18 protein-coding genes are annotated in these 23,479 nt (G+C 67.6%); 3 read left to right on the forward strand and 15 right to left on the reverse strand.

The window, feature by feature from the left end; translation table 11 throughout:
- Positions 1-45: 45 nt before the first annotated feature.
- Positions 46-1,071 carry a response regulator gene (locus DOS48_RS27115; protein ID WP_127118693.1) on the forward strand — a complete coding sequence of 342 codons (1,026 nt, stop codon included), beginning with the start codon at positions 46-48 and terminating at the stop codon, positions 1,069-1,071.
- Between the two features lie 61 nt (positions 1,072-1,132).
- Here the strand turns inward: DOS48_RS27115 and uvrA are convergent, their stop codons facing one another.
- Together uvrA and DOS48_RS27125 are read right to left on the reverse strand one after the other, a co-directional pair.
- Positions 1,133-4,084, reverse strand: coding sequence for an excinuclease ABC subunit UvrA (uvrA, locus tag DOS48_RS27120; protein WP_127118694.1), 2,952 nt, complete (start codon positions 4,082-4,084; stop codon positions 1,133-1,135).
- Positions 4,085-4,199: 115 nt separating this feature from the next.
- Positions 4,200-6,452 carry a twin-arginine translocase subunit TatC gene (locus DOS48_RS27125; protein WP_127118695.1) on the reverse strand — a complete coding sequence of 751 codons (2,253 nt, stop codon included), beginning with the start codon at positions 6,450-6,452 and terminating at the stop codon, positions 4,200-4,202.
- Positions 6,453-6,573: 121 nt separating this feature from the next.
- Here DOS48_RS27125 and DOS48_RS27130 point away from each other — a divergent pair, with 121 nt between their 5' ends.
- Both DOS48_RS27130 and DOS48_RS27135 read left to right on the forward strand, forming a co-directional pair.
- The gene (locus DOS48_RS27130; protein ID WP_127118696.1) at positions 6,574-7,755 is read left to right on the forward strand and encodes a twin-arginine translocase subunit TatC; all 1,182 of its coding nucleotides are present in this window, start codon (positions 6,574-6,576) and stop codon (positions 7,753-7,755) included.
- Between the two features lie 202 nt (positions 7,756-7,957).
- A complete protein-coding gene (locus tag DOS48_RS27135; protein ID WP_127118697.1) occupies positions 7,958-8,320 on the forward strand; it encodes a hypothetical protein in 363 nt (120 codons plus the stop codon).
- Between the two features lie 236 nt (positions 8,321-8,556).
- On the opposite strand, the gene DOS48_RS27140 is transcribed toward DOS48_RS27135, so the two are convergent.
- From DOS48_RS27140 to radA, 13 genes are all read right to left on the reverse strand, one after another.
- Complete coding sequence (locus tag DOS48_RS27140) at positions 8,557-8,910, reverse strand: hypothetical protein (protein ID WP_127118698.1); 354 nt, start codon at positions 8,908-8,910, stop codon at positions 8,557-8,559.
- A gap of 59 nt (positions 8,911-8,969) precedes the next feature.
- On the reverse strand, positions 8,970-9,869 hold the full coding sequence (argF, locus tag DOS48_RS27145) for an ornithine carbamoyltransferase (protein ID WP_127118699.1): 900 nt from the start codon (positions 9,867-9,869) through the stop codon (positions 8,970-8,972).
- A gap of 126 nt (positions 9,870-9,995) precedes the next feature.
- Positions 9,996-11,159: a [LysW]-lysine hydrolase gene (locus DOS48_RS27150; RefSeq protein WP_127118700.1), complete on the reverse strand. Its 1,164-nt coding sequence runs from the start codon at positions 11,157-11,159 to the stop codon at positions 9,996-9,998.
- Positions 11,159-12,286, reverse strand: a complete 1,128-nt coding sequence (locus tag DOS48_RS27155; protein WP_127118701.1) for an aspartate aminotransferase family protein — start codon at positions 12,284-12,286, stop codon at positions 11,159-11,161. Before DOS48_RS27155 ends, DOS48_RS27150 begins: the two co-directional genes overlap by 1 nt.
- Positions 12,283-13,200 (reverse strand): acetylglutamate/acetylaminoadipate kinase, encoded by a 918-nt coding sequence (locus DOS48_RS27160; RefSeq protein WP_127118702.1) that lies wholly within the window; start codon positions 13,198-13,200, stop codon positions 12,283-12,285. Before DOS48_RS27160 ends, DOS48_RS27155 begins: the two co-directional genes overlap by 4 nt.
- Positions 13,197-14,282, reverse strand: coding sequence for an N-acetyl-gamma-glutamyl-phosphate reductase (gene argC, locus DOS48_RS27165; protein WP_127118703.1), 1,086 nt, complete (start codon positions 14,280-14,282; stop codon positions 13,197-13,199). The genes DOS48_RS27160 and argC overlap by 4 nt, the downstream gene beginning before the upstream one ends.
- The gene (gene lysX, locus DOS48_RS27170; RefSeq protein WP_127118704.1) at positions 14,279-15,175 is read right to left on the reverse strand and encodes a lysine biosynthesis protein LysX; all 897 of its coding nucleotides are present in this window, start codon (positions 15,173-15,175) and stop codon (positions 14,279-14,281) included. The genes argC and lysX overlap by 4 nt, the downstream gene beginning before the upstream one ends.
- A gap of 41 nt (positions 15,176-15,216) precedes the next feature.
- Positions 15,217-15,405, reverse strand: a complete 189-nt coding sequence (gene lysW / locus DOS48_RS27175) for a lysine biosynthesis protein LysW (protein WP_008847314.1) — start codon at positions 15,403-15,405, stop codon at positions 15,217-15,219.
- A 252-nt stretch (positions 15,406-15,657) separates the two neighbouring features.
- Positions 15,658-17,130: an argininosuccinate lyase gene (argH, locus tag DOS48_RS27180; RefSeq protein ID WP_127118705.1), complete on the reverse strand. Its 1,473-nt coding sequence runs from the start codon at positions 17,128-17,130 to the stop codon at positions 15,658-15,660.
- Positions 17,131-18,360, reverse strand: a complete 1,230-nt coding sequence (locus DOS48_RS27185) for an argininosuccinate synthase (RefSeq protein WP_127118706.1) — start codon at positions 18,358-18,360, stop codon at positions 17,131-17,133.
- Positions 18,361-18,707: 347 nt separating this feature from the next.
- Entirely contained in the window at positions 18,708-20,045 is a 1,338-nt protein-coding gene (locus tag DOS48_RS27190; RefSeq protein ID WP_127118707.1) for a glutamate-1-semialdehyde 2,1-aminomutase, read from the reverse strand.
- A 99-nt stretch (positions 20,046-20,144) separates the two neighbouring features.
- On the reverse strand, positions 20,145-21,863 hold the full coding sequence (locus DOS48_RS27195) for an ammonium transporter (RefSeq protein WP_210755386.1): 1,719 nt from the start codon (positions 21,861-21,863) through the stop codon (positions 20,145-20,147).
- 505 nt (positions 21,864-22,368) lie between these two features.
- Positions 22,369-23,400, reverse strand: a complete 1,032-nt coding sequence (radA, locus tag DOS48_RS27200; protein ID WP_127118708.1) for a DNA repair and recombination protein RadA — start codon at positions 23,398-23,400, stop codon at positions 22,369-22,371.
- Positions 23,401-23,479 lie beyond the last annotated feature (79 nt).

Raw genomic sequence — 23,479 nt, forward strand, 5'->3', positions numbered from 1 at the left:
GGTCGTAGCAGTACGCTTATTATCTATTCTGTCAATTATTAGGTGTTGACCGATTCGATCATCGCCGAGTTCGGGGCCGTCGTCGATTTTAGTCGTTCGACGAGCGGCGCGCCGAGTCGCGGGCGCATCGCGATGACGCCCGCACAGATCCGCGTCCGGTCCGGGGAGGTGACGCGCCGGATCGACGTCGACGAGGTCTTCGACATCGTGCGGGACGTCTCGATGGCCGCCGCCGCCGACTCGACTGAGACCGTCACGCTCGCGTTCGACAGCGGCGGTCGGCGCGAGACGCTCGCCGTGCAGGCCGACGCCGCGACGCTCGTGAAGTTCCAGCGCCTGCTCTTCCGGCAGCTGCTCGTCGACGCGGCGGTGTCCGTCGCCCACCGGCGCGCGGACGACCAGACCGACGACAGGCGGCCCTGCCGGCTCGCCGTCTCGGCCACGGAGATACGGTTCGAACCGACGGACGGCGGCGACCGGATCACCGTCCACCGGGACGATGTCACCCGGTTCAGCCTCTCGGGGACCGACGCGCCGGCGGTCGTCCTGTACCTGAGCGCGGCGGACCGGGCGGAGCGGCTCGGCGTCCGGTTCCCGTCGTTCCGCCTGTTGAACCTCTTCGGGCGGTACCTCCGCGCCGACCTGCTCGCGGTCGACGCGCTCGGGTCGGTGTCGGACGGGAGCGGCGCCATCGAGGTGCTGCTCGTCGACGACGACGAGCAGAGCCGCGAGATGACCCGCGTATTCTTAAGCGAACAGTCGGACCGGCTCTCGATAACCGAGGCTGAGAGCCCGCTTGCGGCGCTCGAACGGCTCTCCGACCCGCGTCGCGCGGCGCGGATCGACTGTATCGTCAGCGACTACAAGATGCCGGAGATGGACGGCATCGAGTTCCTCAGCGCCGTCCGGGACCGCCATCCGACGCTCCCCTTTATCCTGTACACCGGGCGGGGCAGCGAGACGGTAGCGAAGAAGGCGATCCTCGACGACGTGACCGACTACGTCGAGAAAGAGGTCGGCCCGAAACAGTACGAGACGCTCGTCGAACGGATCGAGAAGGCCGTTCGGTGACGAGCAGGGCGGTCGATACACCGGGCGGGGCGGTCGAGACGCCGGGCGGCGACCGGTGAACTCAGTCGTCGTCTGCGGCAGCGGGCTTCCGGCGGTCGTCGCGAGGGCCTTCCAAGTCCACGTCCGGGAGCATGTCGCGCAGGTAGCGGCCGGTGTGTGAGTCGTCGTCGCGAGCGACCGCTTCGGGGGTGCCGGTCGCGACGAGGTCGCCGCCGCCGTCGCCGCCCTCGGGACCGAGGTCGATGACGCGGTCGGCGTTTTTCACTAAGTCGAGCTCGTGTTCGATGACGACCACCGTGTTGCCCGCGTCGACGAGGCGGTGGAGGACGTCGATCAGCTTGCGCTCGTCCTCCTTGTGAAGCCCCGTCGTCGGCTCATCGAGGAGGTAGAGCGTGTCGCCGGTCGCCCGTTTGCCCAGTTCCTCGGCGAGTTTGACGCGCTGGGCCTCCCCGCCGGAGAGCGTGGTGGAGGGCTGGCCGAGCTCCATGTAGCCGAGCCCAACGTCTTTTAAGAGCTTGAGGCGGCGCTGGAGCCCGCGGTGGCTCTCGAAGAAGTCGTACGCCTCGTCGACGCTCATATCGAGCACGTCGGAGATGGTCGCACCTTTATACGTGACGTCGAGCGTCTCGTCGTTGTAGCGCGCGCCGCCGCACTGCTCGCAGGGGACGTACACGTCAGAGAGGAAGTTCATCTCGATTTTGACGGTCCCCTGTCCGCCACACTCCTCGCAGCGCCCGCCCTTCACGTTGAACGAGAAGCGACCCTTCTCGTAGCCGCGGCGCTTGGAGAGTTTGGTCTCCGCGAACAGTTCGCGGACGTAATCGAACACGTCGGTGTACGTCGCGGGGTTCGAGCGCGGCGTCCGACCGATCGGCGACTGGTCGATGAGCCGGACGGTCTCGATTTCGTCTAACCCCTCGATGGCTTCGTGGTCGCCGGGGTCGACCGACGTGTTGTCGTTCATCTCGCGGACGAGGGCCTTATAAAACACGTTGTGGACGAGCGTCGACTTCCCGGAGCCCGAGACGCCGGTGACGGTCGTCAGCGTGCCGAGCGGGATGGACACGTCGAGATCCTTGAGGTTGTGCTGGCGGGCCCCGCGGACGACCAGTTCGCCGTCCGGATCGCGGCGCTCGTCGGGCACCGGAATCGACTTCCGACCCGCGAGGTAGTCGCCCGTGATCGACTCCTCCGCGTCGATCACGTCGTCGAAGTCGCCCTGGGCGACCACTTCTCCGCCGCGTTTGCCGGGGCCGGGACCCATGTCGATTATCTCGTCGGCGCGGCGCATCGTCTCCTCGTCGTGCTCGACGACGACGAGGGTGTTCCCGAGGTCGCGGAGCCCGGCCAGCGTGTTCAGCAGGCGGTCGTTGTCGCGCTGGTGGAGCCCGATCGACGGCTCGTCTAAGACGTACAGCACGCCGACGAGCCCCGACCCGACCTGCGTGGCGAGCCGGATGCGCTGGCTCTCACCGCCCGAGAGCGTCGACGCCTCGCGGTCGAGCGTGAGGTACTCCAACCCGACCTCCTCCATGAAGCCGAGTCGCGCGCGAATTTCTTTTAAAATCTCCGTCGCGATGGTCGTCTCGCGCTCGTTCAGTTCGTCTTCGAGCCCCTCGAAGTGGGCGCGGGCGTCTGCGATCGACAGCTCGTTCACTTCGGTGATCGCGGTGTCGCCGACGAGGACGTGACGAGACTGCTCTTTGAGTCGGGTCCCCGAACACTCCGGACACGTCGTAACGGCCATGTACTCCTCGATGTGGTCGCGAGCGCGCTCGGAGTCGGTCTCCACGTGGCGACGCTCCAAGTTGGGGATGACGCCCTCGAAGCGCTCGGTCTTCTCGCGGGTCCCGTTCTTCGTGGTCCACTCGAAGTGAACCAGGTCGTCGGTGCCGTAGAGGAACTGCCGCTGAATCGAATCGTCGAGCTCCTCGAAGGGGGTGTCGAGCGAGACGCCGAAGTGATCGGCGACGTTGTCGAGTTGGCGGGAGTAGTAGGTCCGGTCGTAACTCCACGGCTCGAAGACGTGTTTGAGCGGCTGTGCGGGGTCTTCGATAACGAGGTCCTCGTCGACCTCCTTCGTCGAGCCGATCCCCTCACACTCCGGACAGGCGCCGTAGGGACTGTTAAAGGAAAACGAGCGGGTCTCGATCGCCGAGAACTGCACGTCGGAGTTGGGGTTGCCGAGCTCCTCGGAGAACTCGACGACGAGCCGGTCGTCGCCGTCGGCGTCCGCCGCGAGCGACCCGGTCGAGCGCGCGTTCGAGGCGAACGGCACGTCGTCGGGCGGGTCCGGCACGATCAGTTTGAGCACGCCGCCCGCCTCCTCCAAGGCGGTCTCGACCGAGTCCGTGATCCGGGAGCGGGCGTCCGGCGACACCTCGATCCGGTCGACGATCACGTCGATGGTGTGGTCGTAGTTCTTGTCGAGGTCGGGGTCGTCGAGCGTCAGGTCGGTCGGCTCGCCGTCAATCTCGACGCGGGCGTACCCGTCGGCCACGAGGTCCTCGAACAAGTCCTCGAAGGCGCCCTTCTGGTCGCGGATGACCGGGGCCGCGACCTTCGCACGAGTCCCCTCGGGGAGTTTCAGGATCTGTTTGACCATATCCTGTGCCGACTGCTCACCGACTTCCTCGCCGGTGACGGGGTCGTACTGGGTGCCGATCCGGGCGTACAGCAGCCGGAGGTAGTCGTGGAGTTCGGTGACGGTTCCCACCGTCGATCGGGGGTTGTTCGCGGCGTTCTTCTGGTCGATGGAGATGGCGGGGGAGAGCCCCTCGACGGCCTCCACCTGCGGTTTGTCCATCTGCCCGAGGAAGTTGCGGGCGTACGCCGACAGCGACTCGATGTACCGGCGCTGTCCCTCGGCGTAGACGGTGTCGAACGCGAGCGACGACTTCCCCGAGCCGGAGAGGCCGGTGACGACGGTGAACTCCTCGCGCGGGATCCGGACGTCGAGGTCCTTGAGGTTGTGCTCCTCGGCGCCGCGGACCTCGATGTAGTCCTTGCTCATTTCTGTTCGCTCATAGCGTGCGCGCGCGGGAATACTCGTCGGTCACGGCGGTTTGACGAGTCGCGGAGGAGCGAGGTGGAACGACGCAGCCTGTCGCCGAACGCCCCCGACCGCGTTATGGCCCGACGAGCTCCGACGGCGGCGAGAGGTTCCGCCGCCCGCCGAAGGTGACGAGGAAGAGGACCCCGACGCCCAGCCCGTACGCCGCCATCAGCGGGACCGTGGCGAGGAGCATGGTGATCACGTCGGCGGGGGTAAACACCGCGGCGAACAGCATGATCCCGACGGTGACCTCGCGCCAGCGGGCCCGGAAGACCTGGTACGGGACGCCGGCGTTGTTCAGGAGGAGCATCGCAATCGGGATGTCGGCGAGGAAGCCGATGCCGATGGTGGTGTAGACGACGAGCCAGAGGAAGTCGCTCACCTGGTAGGTGATGATCATGTTCGCCAGTTCGGCGTCGGTGATGAGCCAGCCGATGATCGTGGGCGCGATGTAGCCGTACCCGAGCGCGAAGCCGCCGATCAGGCCGGCAAACAGCGCACCGGCCCAGAGGTACACCTGATAAATGCGGCCGGCGACGAAGCCGCGATCACGGAGCGCGGGCCACGCGTAGTAGAGGAGGAACGGGAAGACGGCCACGATCCCGAGCAGGATGGAGAACTTCACCATGAAGATCAGCGCCTCGACCGGGTGGAGCGTGATGATGTTGATCCCGCCGCCGATCTCGGCCGGAACGCGCGATTCGAGGTCGTTCCGGACCGTCGCGAGGCCGCCGAGGTACAGCCACGTGAACGCGGCACCCATGACGCCGGCGAAGACGGCGACGAGGCGGAACGACCGCGACCGCAGCGAATCGAAGATGAACTTGAGATCCCTGTAGTAGCCGCCGATGTCGTCTTCGGCCTCGCCTTCGTCGCCGTCGGTGAGTTCGGAGAGGAACGTGGAGCTGGCGCGAGTGGTGCGATCCTGGACCGTTCCCATCAGGCCGGCGTCGCCAGCGCCGCCGGAACCGCCCGCACCGCCGGACCCACCTGTGGCTCCCTCGCCGGTTCCTGTCGAGTCGCCGTCGCCGTCTTCGTCACCGTCAGCCTCGTTCACCGCGTCGAAGCGGTCGAGGATGGCTTGGGCCTTCTCGGCGTCGTTGTCGTCGATTGCGGCCTGCGCGAGCGCGAGCGACTCGCCTTCGTCCATCTCCGCGAAGGCGTCGTCGGGGGCGGCGCGGACGCCCGCCGCGTCCAGTTCGCCCACGTCGATGGCGGCCGGGTCGCCGTACTGGTAGCCCGCGCTCGTCGTGTCGAGGTCGGCGTAGACGGCCCACAGCGTCGCGATAATGACGAACGCGAGCGCCCACGCCGCGGCGTAGATGGCGGCGCCCGTCGCGGGGTCGACGCCGAGACCGACGCCGGGTTCGAGGAAGCGCCAGTCGCTGTCGATGAGATCGTTTCGGAGGACGCCGTTTATTGCCGCGCGGCCGCCGTACTCGTAGAACGCGTAGACGAGCCCCGCGCCGAGGACGGCCGACCCGCCGACGACGTTCCAGTGGTTCTTCGCCGCGCCGAGGACGTGAATGCGGTCGGAACTCCGCTGGGCCGTGACGACGAGCTTCGCGAGATAGAGGCTGAAGCCGTAGAGGATGATGAGCGGGAACGCCCACATCAGCTGGGTGAACGGGTCCGGCGGAGAGAAGACGGCGCCGAAGACGAAGATGGCGACGACCGCGTAGCGCCACTTGTCGCGGAACGTCTCGTACTGGACGATACCGGAGTAGGAGAGCCCGGTGATGAGGAGCGGCATCTGCCCCGCGAGCCCGAAGGAGAGCGAGAGGAAGACGATGAACTCCGTCCACATCACGATCCCGTAGGTCGGCTGGATTCCGGCCTCCAGCCCGAAGCCGGCCAAGAAGGAGAACATGATCGGGAAAAAGGCGTAGATCCCGTAGGCGACGCCGCCGGCGAACAGCCCGAAGCCGAGCAGGCCCACCGCGGCGAGTTTCCAGCGCGCTATCGGCGACTGCGGCCACGCGCCTCGCGCGCGAAGTTCGTCGCGGGTGACGTAGATGAAGGGCGGGATCGCGAAGATGGCGCCGACCACCAGCCCGATCTTGGCTTGGAGGAGGATCACCTCGAACGGCGTGGTCGCGATCACGTCGGTGTCTGCGGCGACCGCGGCCGACATGTTCGCCTTGGTCACGTTGTAGAGGAACTCCCAGATGAAGACGCGGAGCGCCCAGAACGTCGCGAGAAAGCCAACCAGGAAGACGATGAACACCTTCTGGAGGTCTTTCTGGACTGATCGGAGGAAGGCCTTGGCCGACTCGCGGCCGTCCGCGAGCGACTGTTGGGTATCCTCGTCGAGGGCACTCGCCATACGGGAGTGGAAGTCCGTGGGCGTTATCAACCTTTTCGACCGCGCTCGCGTCGGCGAAGCGGGCCGACGGGCGCCGCCATCCAAAAAGGCCTATAGTCACCCAGTCGCGTAGAAGAAGTGAATGGACGACTCGGACCGGTCGCGTGACGAGCCCTCGGACCCCGAGACCGACTCGGCCGACGACCACGAGACGGTCGACGGCACCAGTTCACATGGAGACGAATCCGTGGACACAGCCGACGAGTCGTCAGATACCAGCCAACCAGACGCCGACGAGAACGGAGACGACGCCGAGTCGTCGTCCGTGGAGCCGGAGGTCACGTCCGAAGTCACTCCGGAGGTCGGCGTCGACGACGAGGCGGGCGCTGCGGGCGACGAAGAGCGTGGAGACGCCGCCGAAGAAGGAGCCGCCGACGAGACTGGGGACGACTCGGCAGACGCCGACGACTCAGTAGACGCCGACGACACAGACGAGGACCCCGCGGACGGCACGGCGGCCGACCCCGACGCCCCAACCGTCGAGGACGGCGGCGTCGCGAGCGCGGGCACCGCCGACGTCGACGACGAGTACGACGGCATCGAGGCGCCGGAGACGGACGAGGAGATGCCGCTCGCGGCCCACATCGAGGAGATGATGCGACGGCTCGCCGTCGTCTTCGTCTTCGGCGGACTGGCGACGCTCGTCGTCGTCACCGAGTCGACCGAGCTCATCAACTACTTCTGGAGCTATCACATCCCCGCGCCGCTTGAGAACCGACCGCGGCTGTACGGCCCGCTCGAACTCCCGCTCACGCGGCTGAAGGTCGCGGGGCTCGCCGGCGTCGTCGTCGGACTCCCGGCGTTCGTCTACCAGACCTACCGCTTTATGAAGCCCGGCCTGTACGAGAACGAGCGGCGCTACTACCTCGCAGCGGTCCCGACGAGCCTGATCCTCGGCGGGATCGGCATCGCGTTCGCGCACTTCCTCGTGTTGCCCGCTATCTTCTCGTATTTCACCACTTACACCTCGGACGCGGCGACCATCGCCTTCGGGCTCGCGGAGACGTTCAACCTGATCGTCATCATGCTCGCGTTCATGGCGATCGTCTTCCAGATTCCGCTGTTCATCATGCTCGCGATCATGATGAACCTCGTCACCCGGCAGTGGCTGGAGGCGAAGCGGCTGATATTCTGGGGGGCGTTCCTCGGGATCGCCTTCCTGTTTAGCCCCGACCCGACCGGGATGGCGCCGATCATCGTGACGCTCACCATGATCGTGCTGTACGAGGGGACGCTCGCGGTGCTGCGGTGGACCGGGAACTGATCGGTGCACGGTCCTCGGGGGCTTTTTAAATGAGCGGCTCTGTCGAAATACCCGACTGGAGATACGTCCTCAGCGTTCGGGTGACTACGGGGCGCGAATCTCGCTATCGGAGAGGCGGATTGTAGCTGCGGCGAACCCATTACTCAGAGAACCGCTTGGTCGAGGAGCAGTTATATCACCGAGATACCGCATCTACTAACTCATGGAGCGTCGCCAGTACCTCGCAGTGTTAGCGGGGATGCTCTCCGTTGCTGGCTGTACCGGAATACAGGATGAAACGATAACGATGCTCGCTGTCAATGAGGACGATACGTCTCACACGGTGACGGTCTGGGCCGTTCGTCGCGAGGAACTGACCGTCGCAAACACGGTCGAAGTGGCGAGCGAGGGGGTCGCACAACTCGGGGAGATGGCTTGGAATGCCGGCCAGTACCGAGTCACCGTTCAGGTCGACGGCGACGTTGTGCTCGCCAACGAGTTTCGCTCCGAAGACTGGTTCAATCAGCTCGACGTCTTCATCGATGAGGATGGCTCAGTCGAACTGGACAAGGCGCGAGCGGCGTGAGACAAAGACGCTGACCTAGTCAATCCGCGGTGCTGACTGTACTCTCTGTATCTTGCAGTAGTTTGTGTCAGTTTCTATATATTTCACCGGAGCCGAATACCCCACGCTCCGCGTCCGTGCGGCAGTGAGCCGTAGTCCCAAGAACGGACGGCGAACGCTCCGGTGCGAACGGTGGGGGTCAGACGATCCGGATCGGCCTGGCTCCGGAGCTGAAGGCGTCACCCTTCGCCGGGGACTTAGATGCCCGGAACCCCGAACGCGCCGACGCCGAGGCCGAACACGGCGTTGACGACGAACAGCACGACGAGCGCGGCGACCCACGCCCCGAGACCGATGATCCCCGCTTTGACCCAGCCGCCGGGGTACCGCCAGTTGATGACGCCGACCCACACGACCAGCGCGACGAGCGACCCGATGAGCGGAATCCACGACGTCAGCGCCCAGCCCAGCGCGCCGAGCAGGGCGGTGACCACGGCGTGTCCGTAGTCGTCGACGTCGACGACGACGCGCGCGCTCAGGTAGATAGTGAGGCCACCGACGAGGAGCGCGACGACGAACGACACTATCGAGCCGACGAACGGGATAGCCATGCATCGACTCGGCGAAGAAGCCGTATAAAACCGCGGCCGCCGGCCGAACCGGTCGTCGCCTACTCCCCGCCGAGCAGTTCGACGAGCAGCGCGTTCTGCGCGTGCATCCGGTTTTCGGCCTGATCCCAGACGAGCGCCCGATCCGACTCCAACACGTCGTCCGTGACCTCCTCGCCGCGGTGGGCGGGGAGGCAGTGCATCACCTTCGCGTCGGTGCCGGCGAGCAGGTCCGAGTTCACTTGGAACCCGTCGAAGGCGGCGAGTTTCTCGTCGCGCTCGTCCTCTTGGCCCATCGAGATCCACACGTCGGTGTACACCACGTCGGCGTTCCCGACGACCGACTCGGGGTCGGTCGTGGGCGTCACGTCCGCGCCGAACTCGGCGGCGCGGTCGAAGACGGCGGGGTTCATGCCGTAGTCGGCGGGGGTGGCGACTTCCACGTCGATCCCGGCCATCGCCGCGCCGACGACGAACGACTGCCCGACGTTGTTGCCGTCGCCGACCCACGCGACCGTCGCGTCCTCTCCGACCGTCTCGCGGATCGTGAGGAGGTCCGCGAGCGTCTGGCACGGGTGCGCCTCGTCGGTGAGTCCGTTTATCACGGGGCAGTCGGCGTACTCGGCGAGCACCTCGACGTCCTCGTGGTCGAACAGGCGAGCCATCACCCCGTCGACGTAGCGACCGAGCACCCGAGCGGTATCACGCAGGGGCTCGCCGTGGCCGAGTTGGATGTCGTCCGGGCCGAGGAACATCGCGTGGCCCCCGAGCCGCGTCATGCCGGTCTCGAAGGAGACGCGGGTGCGCGTCGAGGGTTTCTCGAAGATCATCCCGAGCGTCGCGTCGCCCAGTCGGGGGTCGGTCTCGCCCGCTTTCATCGCGGCGGCGCGGTCGAGCAGGGCGTCCAGTTCGGCGGGCGTCACGTCGTCGATATCGAGGAAGTCGTCAGTAGTGAGTGGCATTGGTGGGGTGTCGGTGGGTGTTGGTCTCTGGGTGGTATCGAGGGGAGCGAGCGAGTCGAGAGTAATCATCTCCGGCGCAACGAGTCGATACAGAAGGAGACGGCGTCACGGGCCGTGCCGTGACGCCTACGGTCGGTCCCGACAGACGTCGCTCAACACGGTCGTCGCGCGGTCCAGTTCGGCGAGCGGTAGGCGCTCGTCGGGCGCGTGGTCGAGGTCGGAGTTTCCGGGGCCGTAGGTGACCATCGGGCAGTCCCACGCGGCCGCAAAGAGGTTCATGTCGCTCGTCCCGGTCTTCCGGAGCAGGCGAACGTCGCCGCCGGCGCCGCGGATCGCGACGCGGAACGCCCTCGCGAGCTCCGTGCGCGGGCTCTCCATCACCGGCGGGATCGGCTCCTTCCAGTGGACCGAGCCGGTCGACAGTTCGGTTTCGGCCAGTTCGTGTATCTCGTCGACCGTCCGGTTCGGGGGGACGCGCAGCTGCACGTCCATCGTCGCCTCGACCGCGAGCCCGTCGTCGGTCAGTCCGCCGTCGACCGAGACGGGCTTGGTCGTCACCTGCTCGAAGACGGGCGTGTCGTCGTCGGTGGGGTCGAACGTCTCTTCGACGCCGTGCCACCAGTCGATCGCGTGCTGGATCGCGTTCGGCTCCGGGCGCGAGGTGTGGCCGGACTCGCTCGTGTTCACGTACGTGCCCGCGAGGAAGCCGCGGTAGCCGAGCGTGACGCCGTCCCAGCCGGAGGGCTCGCCGTTCACCACGGCCTCGGGCGCGTCGCGGTCCTCGACGAGGAACCGGGCGCCCCGCGAGTTCGTCTCCTCGCCGGCGACGCCGACGAACGAGACGCCCGTCTGGACCGCCGCGACCGCCATCGCGACGAGGGGGCCGGTGGCGTCGACGGTCCCCCGCCCCCAGAGGACGGGCTCGCCCGGCTCGCCCGTCTCGCCGTCTTCGGCCGCCGGCTTCACCTCGACCGGGATGTCTCCCGGCACGGTGTCGATGTGCGAGGTCAACAGGACGGCGTCGCTGGCGGGCGCGCGGACGTTGCCGACCTCGTCGATCCACGCCTCCCGGCCGTTCGCCTCGAAGAAGTCGACGAGGCGCTTCGCGGCCTGTTCCTCCTCGCCCGACGGCGAGGGGATAGACACCATGTCGTAGAGCAGCTTCCGGGCCGGCGTGTCGCAGGCCTCGGGGTAGCCGCCGCCCGCGACCACGTCGGTGCCGGCCCCGGACGAGTCGTCCGCGCCCCCGTCCGCGCCGTTCTCCGCGTCGCGCTCCGCCCCGGTCGACATCACCCGATCACCTCCGCGAGCGCGTCGACCACGGCGTCGGCGTGGTCGCGCTCGATCGTCAGCGGCGGCAGGAGCCGCACCACGGTGCGGCCCGCCGGCAGCGCGAGGATCTGGTGATCGATAGCCAGATCGCGCAGGAGGCGGTTCGAACCGCGCTTGACCTCGATACCGATCATCAGCCCGTGGCCGCGCACGTCGCGGATGTCGTCGCCGAGCCGGGCCGCGATCTGTTCGCGGAGGTACGTCCCGACCTCGTCGGCGTGGGCACAGAGGCCCTCCCGCTCGATCACGTCGAGCGTGGCTCCTGCGGCCGCCGACACGACCGGGCCGCCGGAGAACGTCGAGCCGTGGTTGCCGGCGTCCTCGGCGATCCAGTCGCGACACAGCGTCGCGCCGATCGGGAGCCCGCTCCCGAGCCCCTTCGCGGTCGTGAGAACGTCCGGAACCACGTCGTGGGTCTCCGTGGCCCACAGCGAACCGGTCCGGCCGAGGCCGGTCTGTATCTCGTCGACGATCATCGCCGCGCCCGACGTGGCCGTCGCGACGCGGATCGTCTGGAGGTACTCGGTGTCTGCGGGGTTGATCCCGCCTTCGCCCTGCACGGGCTCGACGATGACCGCCGCGGTCTCGTCGTCTATCGCCTCGCGCATCGCGTCGCTATCCCCGTACTCGACGAACTCGACGCCGCCCGCGAGCGGCTCGAACCCCTGCTTGTACTTCTGTTTCCAAGTGGTCGCGAGCGCGCCCATCGTCCGGCCGTGGAACCCCTGCGTCGTGGCGACGATCTTCTCGCGGCCGGTGGCGTGCCGGGCGAATTTTAAGGCGGCCTCGTTGGCCTCCGTCCCGGAGTTACAGAGCCAGACGTTGTCGACATCGACCGGGCCGACCTCGGAGAGCTGTTCGTACAGCGCCGTCCGCGCCGCGTGCGGGTACGACGCCTGCACGTACATGAGCTCCTCAAGCTGGCTCGTCGCGGCGTCGACGACCTCGGGGTGGCAGTGACCGACCGGGGTGCAGGCGTAGCTCGCGCCAAAATCGAGGTACTCCGTCCCGTTCGTGTCCGTGACGTGAACTCCGTCGCCCGAGGCTATCTCGATCGGCTTCTCGGAGAAGACGAAGCCGCTCATGCGGTCTCGCCCTCCGTGTCGGCGTCGGCGTGCTCACCGTCGGTATCGTCCCCGAGCGCCGACCGCTCGATGGTCGTTCCCTCGCCGCCGAGCGCGGCGACGATGGGGTCGCGGACGTTGGCGTCGGCGACGACGACGCGCCCGGAGCCGCCCGAGAGCGCCTCCGTGGCGGCCATCACCTTCTTGCCCATGAACCCCTCCGCGGCGGCTTCGACCGCGTCGAGGTCGTCGGGCGTCGCGGCCGACTCGATCAGCGTGTCCGGGTCGTCCGGGTCCGCGTACACGCCGGCGACATCCGTCAGGAGGACGAGGTCGGCGTCGAGCGCGCCCGCGACCGCGGCGGCGGCCCGATCCGCATCGGTGTTCACCGCCGTGACGCCGCCGTCGCTCTCTTTCCCCTCCATCGGGGGCGAGACGACGGGCGTGTAGCCGTCGGCGAGCAGTCCGGCGAGGAGGTCGTCGTTCACCGACTCGATCCGGCCGGAGTGTTCGCCGCGTTTGATCTTCCGCTTGCCGTCCTCGACCACGCGGACCGCCGACTTGCGGGGCCCAGAGAGGAGCCCGCCGTCGACGCCCGAGAGGCCGACCGCGTCGACGCCGGCCTCGCGAAAGCGGGCCGTCAGCTCGGTGTTGAGCTTGCCGGCCATCGCCATCGTGAACGCCTCCATCGCGTCGGCGTCGGTGAACCGGCCGGTGACGCCGGAGGCCGATTCGACGTACTCGGGCTCCATACCGAGCCGCTCGATGGTCTCGTCGACGACCGTCGAGCCGCCGTGGACGACGACGACTCGCCGCCCGTTTGCCGCGAGGTGGGCCACGTCGCCGACCGCGCCGGCCGGGTCGACCGCCTTCGCGCCGCCGATCTTGACGACGACCGGGGGCTCGTCCGCGGCGCCGCGGTCGTCGCCCGTCATGGCGACCCCACGGGGTGGAGGCCCTGGAACTCCAAGCCGGCGTCTTCGGGCAGCCCGAGCGCGACGTTCGCCGCGTGGACCGCCTGTCCGGCCGATCCTTTGGTCATGTTGTCGATAGCCGAGAACACGACGACGCGCCGGTTGCCCGGATCGAGTTCGAAGCCGACCTCGCCGTAGTTGGTGCCGGCGACCGACTTCGGCTCGGGGTAGCGGTAGACGCCGCCGCCGCCGGAGACGATCCGCATGAACGGCTCGTCGGCGTAGGCGCCGCGGTACGCCTTCCAGAGGTCCGCCTTCGAGACCGGCTCGTCGGGGAAGACGTGACAGGTCGCGCTCGCGCCGCGGACCATCTCCACCGCGTGGACGGTAAAGGAGACGTCGAGTCCGAGGTACGCCTCGATCTCCGCCTCGTGGCGGTGCCCGGTGGGGGCGTAGGGGCGCACGACGCCCGAGCGCTCCGGGTGCGAGGAGGCCGCGCCGCCGCCGGCGCCGCCCTCCGAGGAGCCGACCTTCACGTCGACGACGACCTCGCCGGCGTCGGGACCGAGCGCGCCCGCGTCGACGAGGGGTTTGAGTCCGAGGATCGTCGCCGTCGCGTTACAGCCGCCGCCGGCGATCAGGTCGGCGCCGGGGAGGTTCTCGCGGTTGAGTTCGGGGAGCGCGTACTCCGCGCGCTCCAGGTACTCGGGCGACTCGTGGCCGTCGTACCACTCGTCGTACAGCTCGGCCGCGGGCAGCCGGAAGTCCGCCGAGAGGTCGACGACGGTGTCTGCGGCCTCGAAGTACTCGTCTATCTGGCCCATCGAGACGCCGTGGGGCGTCGCCGAGAACAGCACGTCGACCGACTCCAGATCGTCGGGGTCGGAAAAGCGCAGGTCGAGCCCGCGCAGGTTCGGGTGCGACCGCCCGACGGTCATGTTGTCGGCCGAGCGCGACGTGGCCTGAACGATCTCGAACTCGGGGTGTGCAGCGAGGATCCGCAGCAGTTCGCCGCCGGTGAAGCCGGTGCCGCCGACGACGCTCGCGGTGTACGTCTCGTCGACGGTCGCGGCGTCGACCGCCGTCTCCTCGGCGGCCGTCATACCGTCGCCTCCGTGGTGTCGGCGTCTTCCGCCGCCGCGGCCGCCTTCGTCTCCAGCCAGTCGACGACCGTCGCGGGGACGTCGACGTCGCTGGCCGCGTCGAGCGCCTTGAACTCGACCGTGTGGTTCACTTCGTGGACGGTGTACTCGCCGGAGCCCTCGCCGCCGACCTCCATCAGGTCGACGCCGAGGAGCCCGCCGCCGACCGCCTCGCTCGCGCGCTCGACGAGGTCGAGGGCGCGGTCGTCGAGGTCGAACGTCGCCGTCTCGCCGCCTTTCGCGGCGTTCGTGAGCCAGTGGTCGGACGAGCGCGTCATCGCGGCGACCGGCTCGCCGTCGACCGCCAGCACGCGGATGTCGCGGCCGGGCTTGTCGACGAACTCCTGGATGTAGAACACCTTGTGCTCGTAGTGGCCGAGCGTCTCCTTGTGCTCTAAGATCGCCTCGGCCGCGTTGCGCGAGTCGATCTTCGCCATCAGGCGGCCCCACGAGCCGACGACGGGTTTTAAGACGCAGGGGTAGCCGAACGACTCGATGGCCTCCATCGCCGACTCCTTCGTGAACGCGACTTCGGTCGCCGGGGTCGGAATGTCCGCCTCGGCGAGCGCGAGCGAGTTCTTTGCCTTGTCGGCGCAGACGTCGCCCGTCTCGGGGCTGTTTACCACCGGGACGCCGTAGCTGTCGAGGAACTGGGTCGCGTACAGCGACCGGCTCGTCGACAGACAGCGATCGACGACCAGATCGAGGTCCTCGACGTCGGCCGTGGTCTCCGCCAGTCCGAACCGCTCTTTGCGTACGTCTATCTTCGCGATCTCGTGATCGCGGTCGCGGAGCTCGGAGAGCAGCAGCTTCTCGTCTTTCCGGATCCGCGAGTAGAGGATCCCTATTTGCATGTCGACCACTCGCGTGTCGCGGTCGTGACAGTCGTCACCATCTACTCGCCCCAGTCCTCCTCGAGTTCGGGGGCCTCTTCGAGCACGACGGGGTCCAGCGAGATGACCTCCAGCTCGGTCCCGGTGACCGGGCTGTCGATGATCTCGCCGACTTCGACGTCGGCCGGGAGTTCGATCTCTTCGCCCGTGATCGGGTCCTCTGCCAGCACTGGGTCGGTGTCGTTCGTCATCGTACCACCTACTCGACCGTGAACCCGCATAAAGCCTTCGAACTTGTAATATAGTTTACAATAAACAGAGTTCCAGCTAACGGAGATAAATCGGCCAGACAACCGTCGTGCGAAATCCGATGTCAGATTTCAGTAGATAATGTGTCCCCTCGCAGGGACGGCGGTCGTCGCTCGACCGCCGACGCCGTCGGCCGTCGCGGCGGCTGAGACCGACGATCGGAGCGCGTCCCGACCGATGTCGCGGTCGCCGACTCAGACATACGAGTCCACCTCCGACGCCAGCAGCTCCGCGGCCGCGGCGAGCGACTCGCGCTCGGCGGTCAGCGTCGCGGTGTCGGCTTCGATCCCGGAGTCGGCGGTCGCGAGTTCGTCGGCGACGGCGGCGGGCGCGGGCCCGCCGGCGGAGTCGCGGCTCGCGACGCTGGCGGCGGGGTCGAGCGCGGACACCACGGCTTCGCGGCTCACGTGTGCCGAGAGGGCCTCGCCCGTCACCTTTCGAGTGGCCTCGTCAACTTTTGCGGCGGCGTCGGCCGCCGAGTCGTCGTCGGAGACGCTCTCGGCGGCGGTCGCGACGATCTCGTGGGCGGTCCGGAAGGGCATCCCGTTCATCGCGAGCAGGTCGGCGACGCCGGTCGCCGTCGCGAAGCCCTCGCCCGCGGCGTCCGCGAGCGTCGCGTCGTTCCACTCGGCGGTCGCGACCGCGCCCGCGGCGACCTCGGTCGCCTCGCGCACGTCGTCGGCGATGTCGAACACGCCCGCGTGGGCGCGCTGGAGGTCGCGGTTGTACGCGCGGGGCAGCCCTTTTAAGAGGCTCAGCGTCCCCGTCGCCTCGCCGATCGCGTCGCCGGCGACGCCGCGGGTCAGCTCCAGCGTGTCCGGGTTCTTCTTCTGGGGCATGATCGAGGAGGTGGAGGCGTACGCGTCCGAAAGCTCCACGAACCCCTTGTTCGAGAAGATGACGAGGTCCTCCGCGAGCCCCGACAGCGTCGTCGCGAGCGTGGCGCAGGCGGTCGACCCCTCGGCGAGGAAGTCGCGGGCCGACGCCGCGTCCGTCGAGTTCCGGACCGTCCCGTCGAAGCCGAGCAGTTCGGCGGTCCGCTCCCGGTCGATATCGAACGGCGTCCCCGCGAAGGCAGCCGCGCCGAGCGGCGACCGGTTCACCCGCTCGTAGGCGTCGAGCAGGCGCGCGGTGTCGCGGGCGATCCCGCCCTCGTAGGAGAGCAGGTAGTGCGCGACCGTCGTCGGCTGTGCGGGTTGGAGGTGCGTGTAGCCGGGCATCACGGTCTCGGTGTGCTCGCTCGCGGCGTCGATGAGCGCCTCGCGGAGTGCGAGGGTGGCCTCGGCGGCCGCGAGCAGGTCCTCGCGCAGCCGGTACCGGATGCAAGTCGCGACCTCGTCGTTGCGCGAGCGGGCCGTGTGCATCCGCCCGCCGTCCGGACCGATCCGGTCGATGACGGCCGTCTCGATGGCCTCGTGAACGTCCTCGCCGTCGGATAAGTCGTCGTGGCCGGCGGCCTCCACGTCGGCGAGGGCGTCGAGGATCGCCCCCGCGACCGCGTCGTCGACGATCCCCTGCTCGGCGAGCATCACCGTGTGCGCGCGGTCGACCGCGAGGTCGGCCTCGAAGATGGCCGCGTCGGCCGCGAGGCTCGATAGGAACTCGCGGGCGGGGCCGCCGCTGAAGCGGTCGCGGCGAACGGCCGTGCCGGGATCGTCGTCGGTCATCTATTCGGACTCGTCGTCGGTTCCGCTGCCGTCGGTGGCCAGTTCGGGCTTCGAGACGCTCTTTTTGACGTCGTTCGCGAGGCGCTCCTGAAGCCCGTGGTACTTCGCGACGCCGGTAGCGTCCTCCTGCGCGATGCCGGCCACGTCCTCGGTGTTGAACGAGGCCATCTCCTCGGAGTAGACCGCGTACTCCGAGTCGCGGGCGACGACGCGGCAGTTGCCGCCGGAGACCTTCACCGTCGCCGTCCCCGTCACCACGTCCTGCGTCTCGTCGATGAACGCGTCGAGCGCGTCGACGACGGGCGCGAACACGAGTCCCTGATACGCCTTCTCGGACCACTCCTGCTCGATTCCCTTCTTAAATGAGCGCTCGTTTTTCGTCAAGACGAGGTCCTCCAGCGCCTGGTGGGCCGTCAGCAGGACCGTCGCGGCCGGGTGCTCGTAGTTCTCGCGGACCTTCAGCCCGAGCATGCGGTCTTCCATCACGTCGGTGCGGCCGATGCCGTAGCCGCCGGCGTACTTGTTGAGGTGCTGGATCAGCGGGACCGGGTCCATCGCCTCGCCGTCGATAGCGACCGGGACGCCCTCCTCGAAGGCGACCTCGATCGTCGTCTCGCCTTCCGGCTCCGCGGTCCACTGGTAGATGTCCTCCGGCGGCTCGTAGTTCGGGTCCTCCAGTTCGCCGCCCTCGACCGCGCGCGACCAGATGTTCTCGTCGATAGACCAGACGCCGCCGTCGCCGGCCTCGACGGGCAGGTCCTTCTCCGCGGCGTAATCGATCTCCCACTCGCGGGTGAGGCCGAGTTCGCGCACGGGGGCGATCACTTCCAGGTCGGAGCCGCGCCAGACGGCCTCGAACCGGAGCTGGTCGTTGCCCTTCCCGGTACAGCCGTGCGCGATGGCGTCACAGCCCTGCTCTTCGGCGACGCCCAAGATTGCCTCGGCGATGACGGGGCGCGCGAGGGCGGTCCCGAGCGGGTAGCCCTGATACGTCGCGTTCGCCTTCACGGCGTCGTAACAGAGGTCGGCGAACTCCGCTTTCGCGTCGACGACGTGGATGTCGAGGCCGAGCGCCTCGGCCGTCTCTTCCGCCTCGTCGAACTCCTCGGTCGGCTGCCCGACGTCGACGTTGACGCCGATGACCTCGTCGTAGCCGTACTCTTCTTTTAAAAGCGGCACGCAGACGGTCGTGTCGAGTCCCCCACTGAACGCGAGTGCAACGGTTGCCATTACCGGAGTAAAACGGCCCACACCCCTTAAATTCACCGTTTTAGTTGTTGGAACGAAAGGAGAGCGGCGACGCTACGGACGGACGTGGCTGTCACTCACAGGAACGGAACGGCGCGAACGCGACGAGGGAGAATATTATTGGCCCGAAGGGGCCGATCGTCGCGCCGCGCCGGAATCCGGTCGCGGCGGTCGGACGCCTCGTCGCGGTCGCGGGGCTCGTCGGCCTCGGAAACGGGCGGCGTCGAGACGAGCCTCCGCACGCATTAGCGGTAGGTAGTTGCGTTTCGGTATAAAAGTATTCCGCACCGATCGTCGGTCGCAACGCTTGCCGGCCCGCCGAGTCGGGCCTACAGCGCCTCGCGGTAGGCCGCGAGCGTCTCTTCGACGTCTTCCTCCGTGTGCGCGTAGGACGTGAACTGACACTCGTACTGGTTCGCGGTGAGGAACACCCCGCGGTCTTTCATCTCCTGCCAGAAGACGCGCTCCCAGCGGTCGGTGGCGGCGCGAGCCACGTCGGCGCCCGTCTTCGGACACGCGTCGTAGCGCGCGCAGTCGGGGTTCTGTCGGCACCCCCCCGCACAGCAGGCGTCGACGTCGTCGGGGGCGTCTCGCGTGAAGATGGTCTTAAACATCGAGTCGGTGCCGACGACGGTGTACTCGGGGGCGCGCTCCGCACAGATTTCGGCGATGCCCTCGCGGAGTTTCCGGCCGAGTCGGTCGACGTGCTCGTACACGTCGTTTTCGGCGGCGTACTCCAGCCCGGCTTTCCCGGCGGCCATCGTCACGGGGTGCCCCGAGAAGGTGCCGGACTGGAACACGTCGCCGGCGGGCGTGAACTCCTCGATGATCTCCGCTTTGCCGCCGATAGCGCCGACCGGGAAGCCGCCGCCGATGATCTTTCCGAACGTCGTCACGTCGGGCGTGACGCCGAACTTCGACTGCGCGCAGCCGAGCCCGCCCACGCGGAACCCGGTGATCACCTCGTCGAAGACCAAGAGCGAGCCGTGGTCGTCACAGAGGTCCCGGAGCGTCTCGTGGTAGCCGTCGACCGGCATGACGATCCCCATGTTGGCTAAGATCGGCTCGACGAGGACAGCGGCGATGTCGTCGCCGTGTTCGGCGAACACCTCCTTCGCCGCCTGCGGGTCGTTGAACGGAACCGGAAGGGTGTGCTTCGCGAACTCCTCGGGGATTCCCTTCGTCGACGGGTGCGGGTCGTCGGGCGACCCCTCGACGAGCGTCGACTCCTGGGCGCCGTGGTAGCCGCCCTGCATGACGACGATTTTGTCGCGGCCGGTGTGGCCGCGAGCGAGCCGCACCGCCGACACCGTCGCCTCCGTCCCGGAGTTGACGAAGCGGATCGACTCGACGCTCGGGACGTGTCGGGCCACGAACTCGGCGTGTTCGACCTCGATTTCGGTGGGGGCACCGTACATCGGCCCCTGCGCGACGTGCGACTGGATCGCCGCCTCGACCGGATCCGGAAGGTCGTGGCCGTACAGCAGCGGGCCGTACCCCATCACCCAGTCGACGTACCGGTTGCCGTCGGCGTCGATCACGTGGCCGCCGTCGCCGCGCTCGACGAAGAACGGGTGCGGCATGTTCGCCCGGACCGAAGAGTTGACCCCCGCGGGCATGACCGACAGCGCGCGGTCGTACAGCCCGCGAGAGCGCTCGTGGTTCATAGCGACTGGTTGGAGCGGCGGGCTGAAAGTAGTTGCCGAACCGGCCTGGTGCCGGTCGGATCGGAGAGAAACAGCGACGGTGGTTCGCGAGCGACTCGCTTAGACGGCCTCCGTTCCGGTCGCGCCGGTGCGGACCTGCAGTGCCTCCTCAACCGGCATGATGAAGACCTTCCCGTCGCCGGGTTCGCCGGTCTTCGACGCGTCGGCGATGGCGTTTGCGACCTCGTCGGCCGGGATGTCGGCGACGACCACTTCGACTTTCACCTTCTGGTGGAGGTCGACCGTGAACTCCTCGCCGCGCCACTGGCCCTTCTTCGCGGGCTGGCTGCCGCGCCCCGAGACGTTCGTCACGGTGAGCGACGGGGCGTTGATCTCCGCGAGCGCCTTCTTGATGGCTCCGAGCTTGTCCGGGCGGACGACCGCGGTGACCATCTTGATGTCCGCGCCCGCCTCCTCGCCGCCGTCGGCGCGCGGGGAGTCCTGGGTGGTGTCGACGACGGACGGGCCGCCGTCGGTCGCGACGCGGTCGCCACCGAACTCGGGGTAGGTCTCGACGCCGTGTTCGGAGATGTCGAGGCCCTCCTGTTCGTGTTCTGCGGTGACGCGCGCTTCGCCGCTCAGCTTGAGGGCGTACCAGACGGCCGCGGTCGCGGTGAGCGTCCAGCCGCCGATGATGACGACGCCGACCAGCTGGGCGACGAAGTGGGCACCGACGCCGGCGCTCAGGGTGCCGGGCGCGGCGACGAACGGGAACAGCAGCGTTCCGAGGACGCCAGCGCTGCCGTGGACCGGGAACACCGCGCAGACGTCGTCGATCTTGAGCGTGTCCGAGACGAACTCGAAGACGATGGGAAGCTGGGCGCCGGCGAGACCGCCGACGATCAGCGCGCCCCACCACGCCGTGGTGTCCGGAATGGCCGTGATGCCGACGAGGCCGGCGAGCAGGCCGTTCGCGACGTAAAGCGTGTCGACTTTCCCGGTCTTGAGCCACACGACGAGCGCGGCGCCGATGCCGCCGGCCGCCATCGCGATGGTCGTCCCCATCGCGACCAGGTTGACGGTCAGCGTGTTGAACACGCCGCCGCTGACGACGGAGGCCGTGCCGACGTTGAAGCCGTACCAGCCGAACGCGAGGACGAGCGTCCCCAGCACGGCGAACGTCAGCGAGTGGCCGGGGATGACGTTCGTCGAGCCGTCCTTGGCGTAGCGGTCCATCCGCGGTCCGAGGACGGCCGCGGCCGTGAGGCCGGCGATCCCGCCCATGCCGTGGACGATCATGCCGCCCGCGAAGTCGTGGAACGCGGTCCCGGTCAGCTGCGCGACGAGCCCGTCGCCCGACGCCGACCAGGTGAACGCGATGACCATCGGGTAGATCACCGCTGCGAGGAGGAACGTGTACGTGACGTACGCGCGGAGTTTCGCGCGGCCGGCGACCGCACCGGAGACGATCGTCGCGGCCGTCATCGCGAAGACGGCGCCGTAGAGCCAGTTAACGTACGGGCCCACGGCCCCGCTCTCGACGGCGAGTTCGCCGCCGGAGAACAGCGTCCCAGCGGCCGAGACCGGGCCGCCGGAGCCGCTCATCACGCTCGTAAACGCCGTGCCGATGAGGAAAAACACCGTCACGCCGACGCTCCACGTCAGGAGGTTCTTCGTCAGCTGGTTCGCGACGTTCTTCGAGCGGACCTGCCCGGCTTCGAGCATGGCGAAGCCCGCGTGCATGAAGAAGATGAGGAACGTTACCATCAGGATCCACGTCCCGTTCATCGCGGATGCGAACGTGCTCGGGTCGACCGTTGCGAGTACGCCGGTCGTCACGCGACGACCACCTCAACTAAACAAACGTCTGTTAAACAACGCTCTTTGTCCGTGTTCATGTGCTGAATCACATTACGACGCGGGGGTATGGAGATATATAAACACTTGAGTTGAGTTTCACAAAAAATCTCGTTGATGATACGAGAAGCGTCCGATATAAGGACAGATACATTGAATATAAGGCCATATTCTAGCCAAACTCCTCGCAATATTTGCGATCGAACTGGGCAACTGTTTTGTCAGATTTGTAAGTATACCTCGCAGATCGGGCGAATCCGCGCCCGACGAGGCCGGGCGCGGCCACCGCGGGCGATTTTTGCCGCCCGGAACCGCGGGCACGACGCGCCGTTCCGGGCGCAACCCGTGATTTCGGCCGTTTGAACCGATCTGCGAGGAATTGTACGTTCGTCAACCCGATCGGCGGTCGAGGGGGGAAGGTGAAACTAGGCGGTCGATTCCCGTCAAAAACGGCACGTCGTCGCGATGATTCGCGGTCGGTCCGGAACTATTCCGGCTTCAGGCCTTCGCCCTGGACGCGCATCACGGCCTCGCCGTCGGCGAGGTTCGGCGCGTCGACGAGGCGGACGATCCGCTTGTTCCCCTTCGATTTGCGGAGGTACATCCGGAACGTGGAGGCGTGGCCGAGGATGTTCCCACCGATCGCCTGCGTCGGGTCACCGAAGTACGAGTCGGGGTTGGACGCGACCTGGTTGGTGACGAGGATGGCGGTGTTGAACAGGTCGCCGATCCGCATCAGGTCGTGGAGGTGTTTGTTGAGCTTCTGCTGCCGGTCGGCGAGTTCGCCGCGGCCGACGTACTCGGCGCGGAAGTGGGCGGTAAGCGAGTCCACGCAGACGATCCGGATGGGCCACTCGCTTTCCTCGTGTTCGCCGGCGAGCTCCTTCGCCTTCTCCGCGAGCAGGATCTGGTGGTTGGAGTTGAACGCCTTCGCGACGTGGATCTGGTCTAGGAACGCCTCGATCAGCGCCTCCATCGCCTCCTCGTCGCTCGGCGTGCCCTCTATCTCGCGGCGCTCCATCTCGTTGGCGAGAATCTCGTCGTCGAGTCCGCGGACCATGTCGTCGATCCGCTCCGGGCGGAACGTGTCCTCGGTGTCGACGAAGATACAGCCGCCGTCAAGCCCGCCGTGTTCCGGCGGCAACTGCACGTTGACCGCCATCTGGTGGGTGACCTGCGACTTCCCGGACCCGAACTCGCCGTACACCTCGGTGATCGACTGGGTCTCGATACCGCCGCCGAGCAGCTCGTCGACCTCGTCGATCTGCCAGGAGAGCTTCCCGATCTCCTGGCGTCGTTCGAGGACCGTCGCGCCCGTCTCGAAGCCGCCGACGTCGGCCGCGTCGCGGGCGGCGTTGATGATGTCCGCGGCGGAGGACTCGCCGATGTCCGCCGTGTTCGACATCTCGCCGGGGCTCGCAACGGCGATAGACTGGTAGCTCTCGAATCCGTTCTCGACGAGTTTGTCTGCGGTGGCGGGGCCGACTCCGGGAAGGTCCTCGAGTTCGTCTTCTGGCATGTACACGTCCGTTGTTCGCCATCCCGTATAAATACTCGTTTACACCCGAGTGAAAGTGAAAATTGCTCCCGCGTCGCGC

It is taken from the genome of Halorubrum sp. PV6, assembly GCF_003990725.2.
Taxonomy (GTDB): domain Archaea; phylum Halobacteriota; class Halobacteria; order Halobacteriales; family Haloferacaceae; genus Halorubrum.

What these genes read in the sequence shown, in the direction of transcription:
- uvrA (WP_127118694.1), bottom strand. Translation starts at nt 4,084, where the DNA reads ATGAGCAAGGACTACATCGAGGTCCGCGGCGCCGAGGAGCACAACCTC.
- DOS48_RS27125 (WP_127118695.1), bottom strand. Translation starts at nt 6,452, where the DNA reads ATGGCGAGTGCCCTCGACGAGGATACCCAACAGTCGCTCGCGGACGGC.
- DOS48_RS27130 (WP_127118696.1), top strand. Translation starts at nt 6,574, where the DNA reads ATGGACGACTCGGACCGGTCGCGTGACGAGCCCTCGGACCCCGAGACC.
- DOS48_RS27135 (WP_127118697.1), top strand. Translation starts at nt 7,958, where the DNA reads ATGGAGCGTCGCCAGTACCTCGCAGTGTTAGCGGGGATGCTCTCCGTT.
- DOS48_RS27140 (WP_127118698.1), bottom strand. Translation starts at nt 8,910, where the DNA reads ATGGCTATCCCGTTCGTCGGCTCGATAGTGTCGTTCGTCGTCGCGCTC.
- argF (WP_127118699.1), bottom strand. Translation starts at nt 9,869, where the DNA reads ATGCCACTCACTACTGACGACTTCCTCGATATCGACGACGTGACGCCC.
- DOS48_RS27150 (WP_127118700.1), bottom strand. Translation starts at nt 11,159, where the DNA reads ATGTCGACCGGGGCGGAGCGCGACGCGGAGAACGGCGCGGACGGGGGC.
- DOS48_RS27155 (WP_127118701.1), bottom strand. Translation starts at nt 12,286, where the DNA reads ATGAGCGGCTTCGTCTTCTCCGAGAAGCCGATCGAGATAGCCTCGGGC.
- DOS48_RS27160 (WP_127118702.1), bottom strand. Translation starts at nt 13,200, where the DNA reads ATGACGGGCGACGACCGCGGCGCCGCGGACGAGCCCCCGGTCGTCGTC.
- argC (WP_127118703.1), bottom strand. Translation starts at nt 14,282, where the DNA reads ATGACGGCCGCCGAGGAGACGGCGGTCGACGCCGCGACCGTCGACGAG.
- lysX (WP_127118704.1), bottom strand. Translation starts at nt 15,175, where the DNA reads ATGCAAATAGGGATCCTCTACTCGCGGATCCGGAAAGACGAGAAGCTG.
- lysW (WP_008847314.1), bottom strand. Translation starts at nt 15,405, where the DNA reads ATGACGAACGACACCGACCCAGTGCTGGCAGAGGACCCGATCACGGGC.
- argH (WP_127118705.1), bottom strand. Translation starts at nt 17,130, where the DNA reads ATGACCGACGACGATCCCGGCACGGCCGTTCGCCGCGACCGCTTCAGC.
- DOS48_RS27185 (WP_127118706.1), bottom strand. Translation starts at nt 18,360, where the DNA reads ATGGCAACCGTTGCACTCGCGTTCAGTGGGGGACTCGACACGACCGTC.
- DOS48_RS27190 (WP_127118707.1), bottom strand. Translation starts at nt 20,045, where the DNA reads ATGAACCACGAGCGCTCTCGCGGGCTGTACGACCGCGCGCTGTCGGTC.
- radA (WP_127118708.1), bottom strand. Translation starts at nt 23,400, where the DNA reads ATGCCAGAAGACGAACTCGAGGACCTTCCCGGAGTCGGCCCCGCCACC.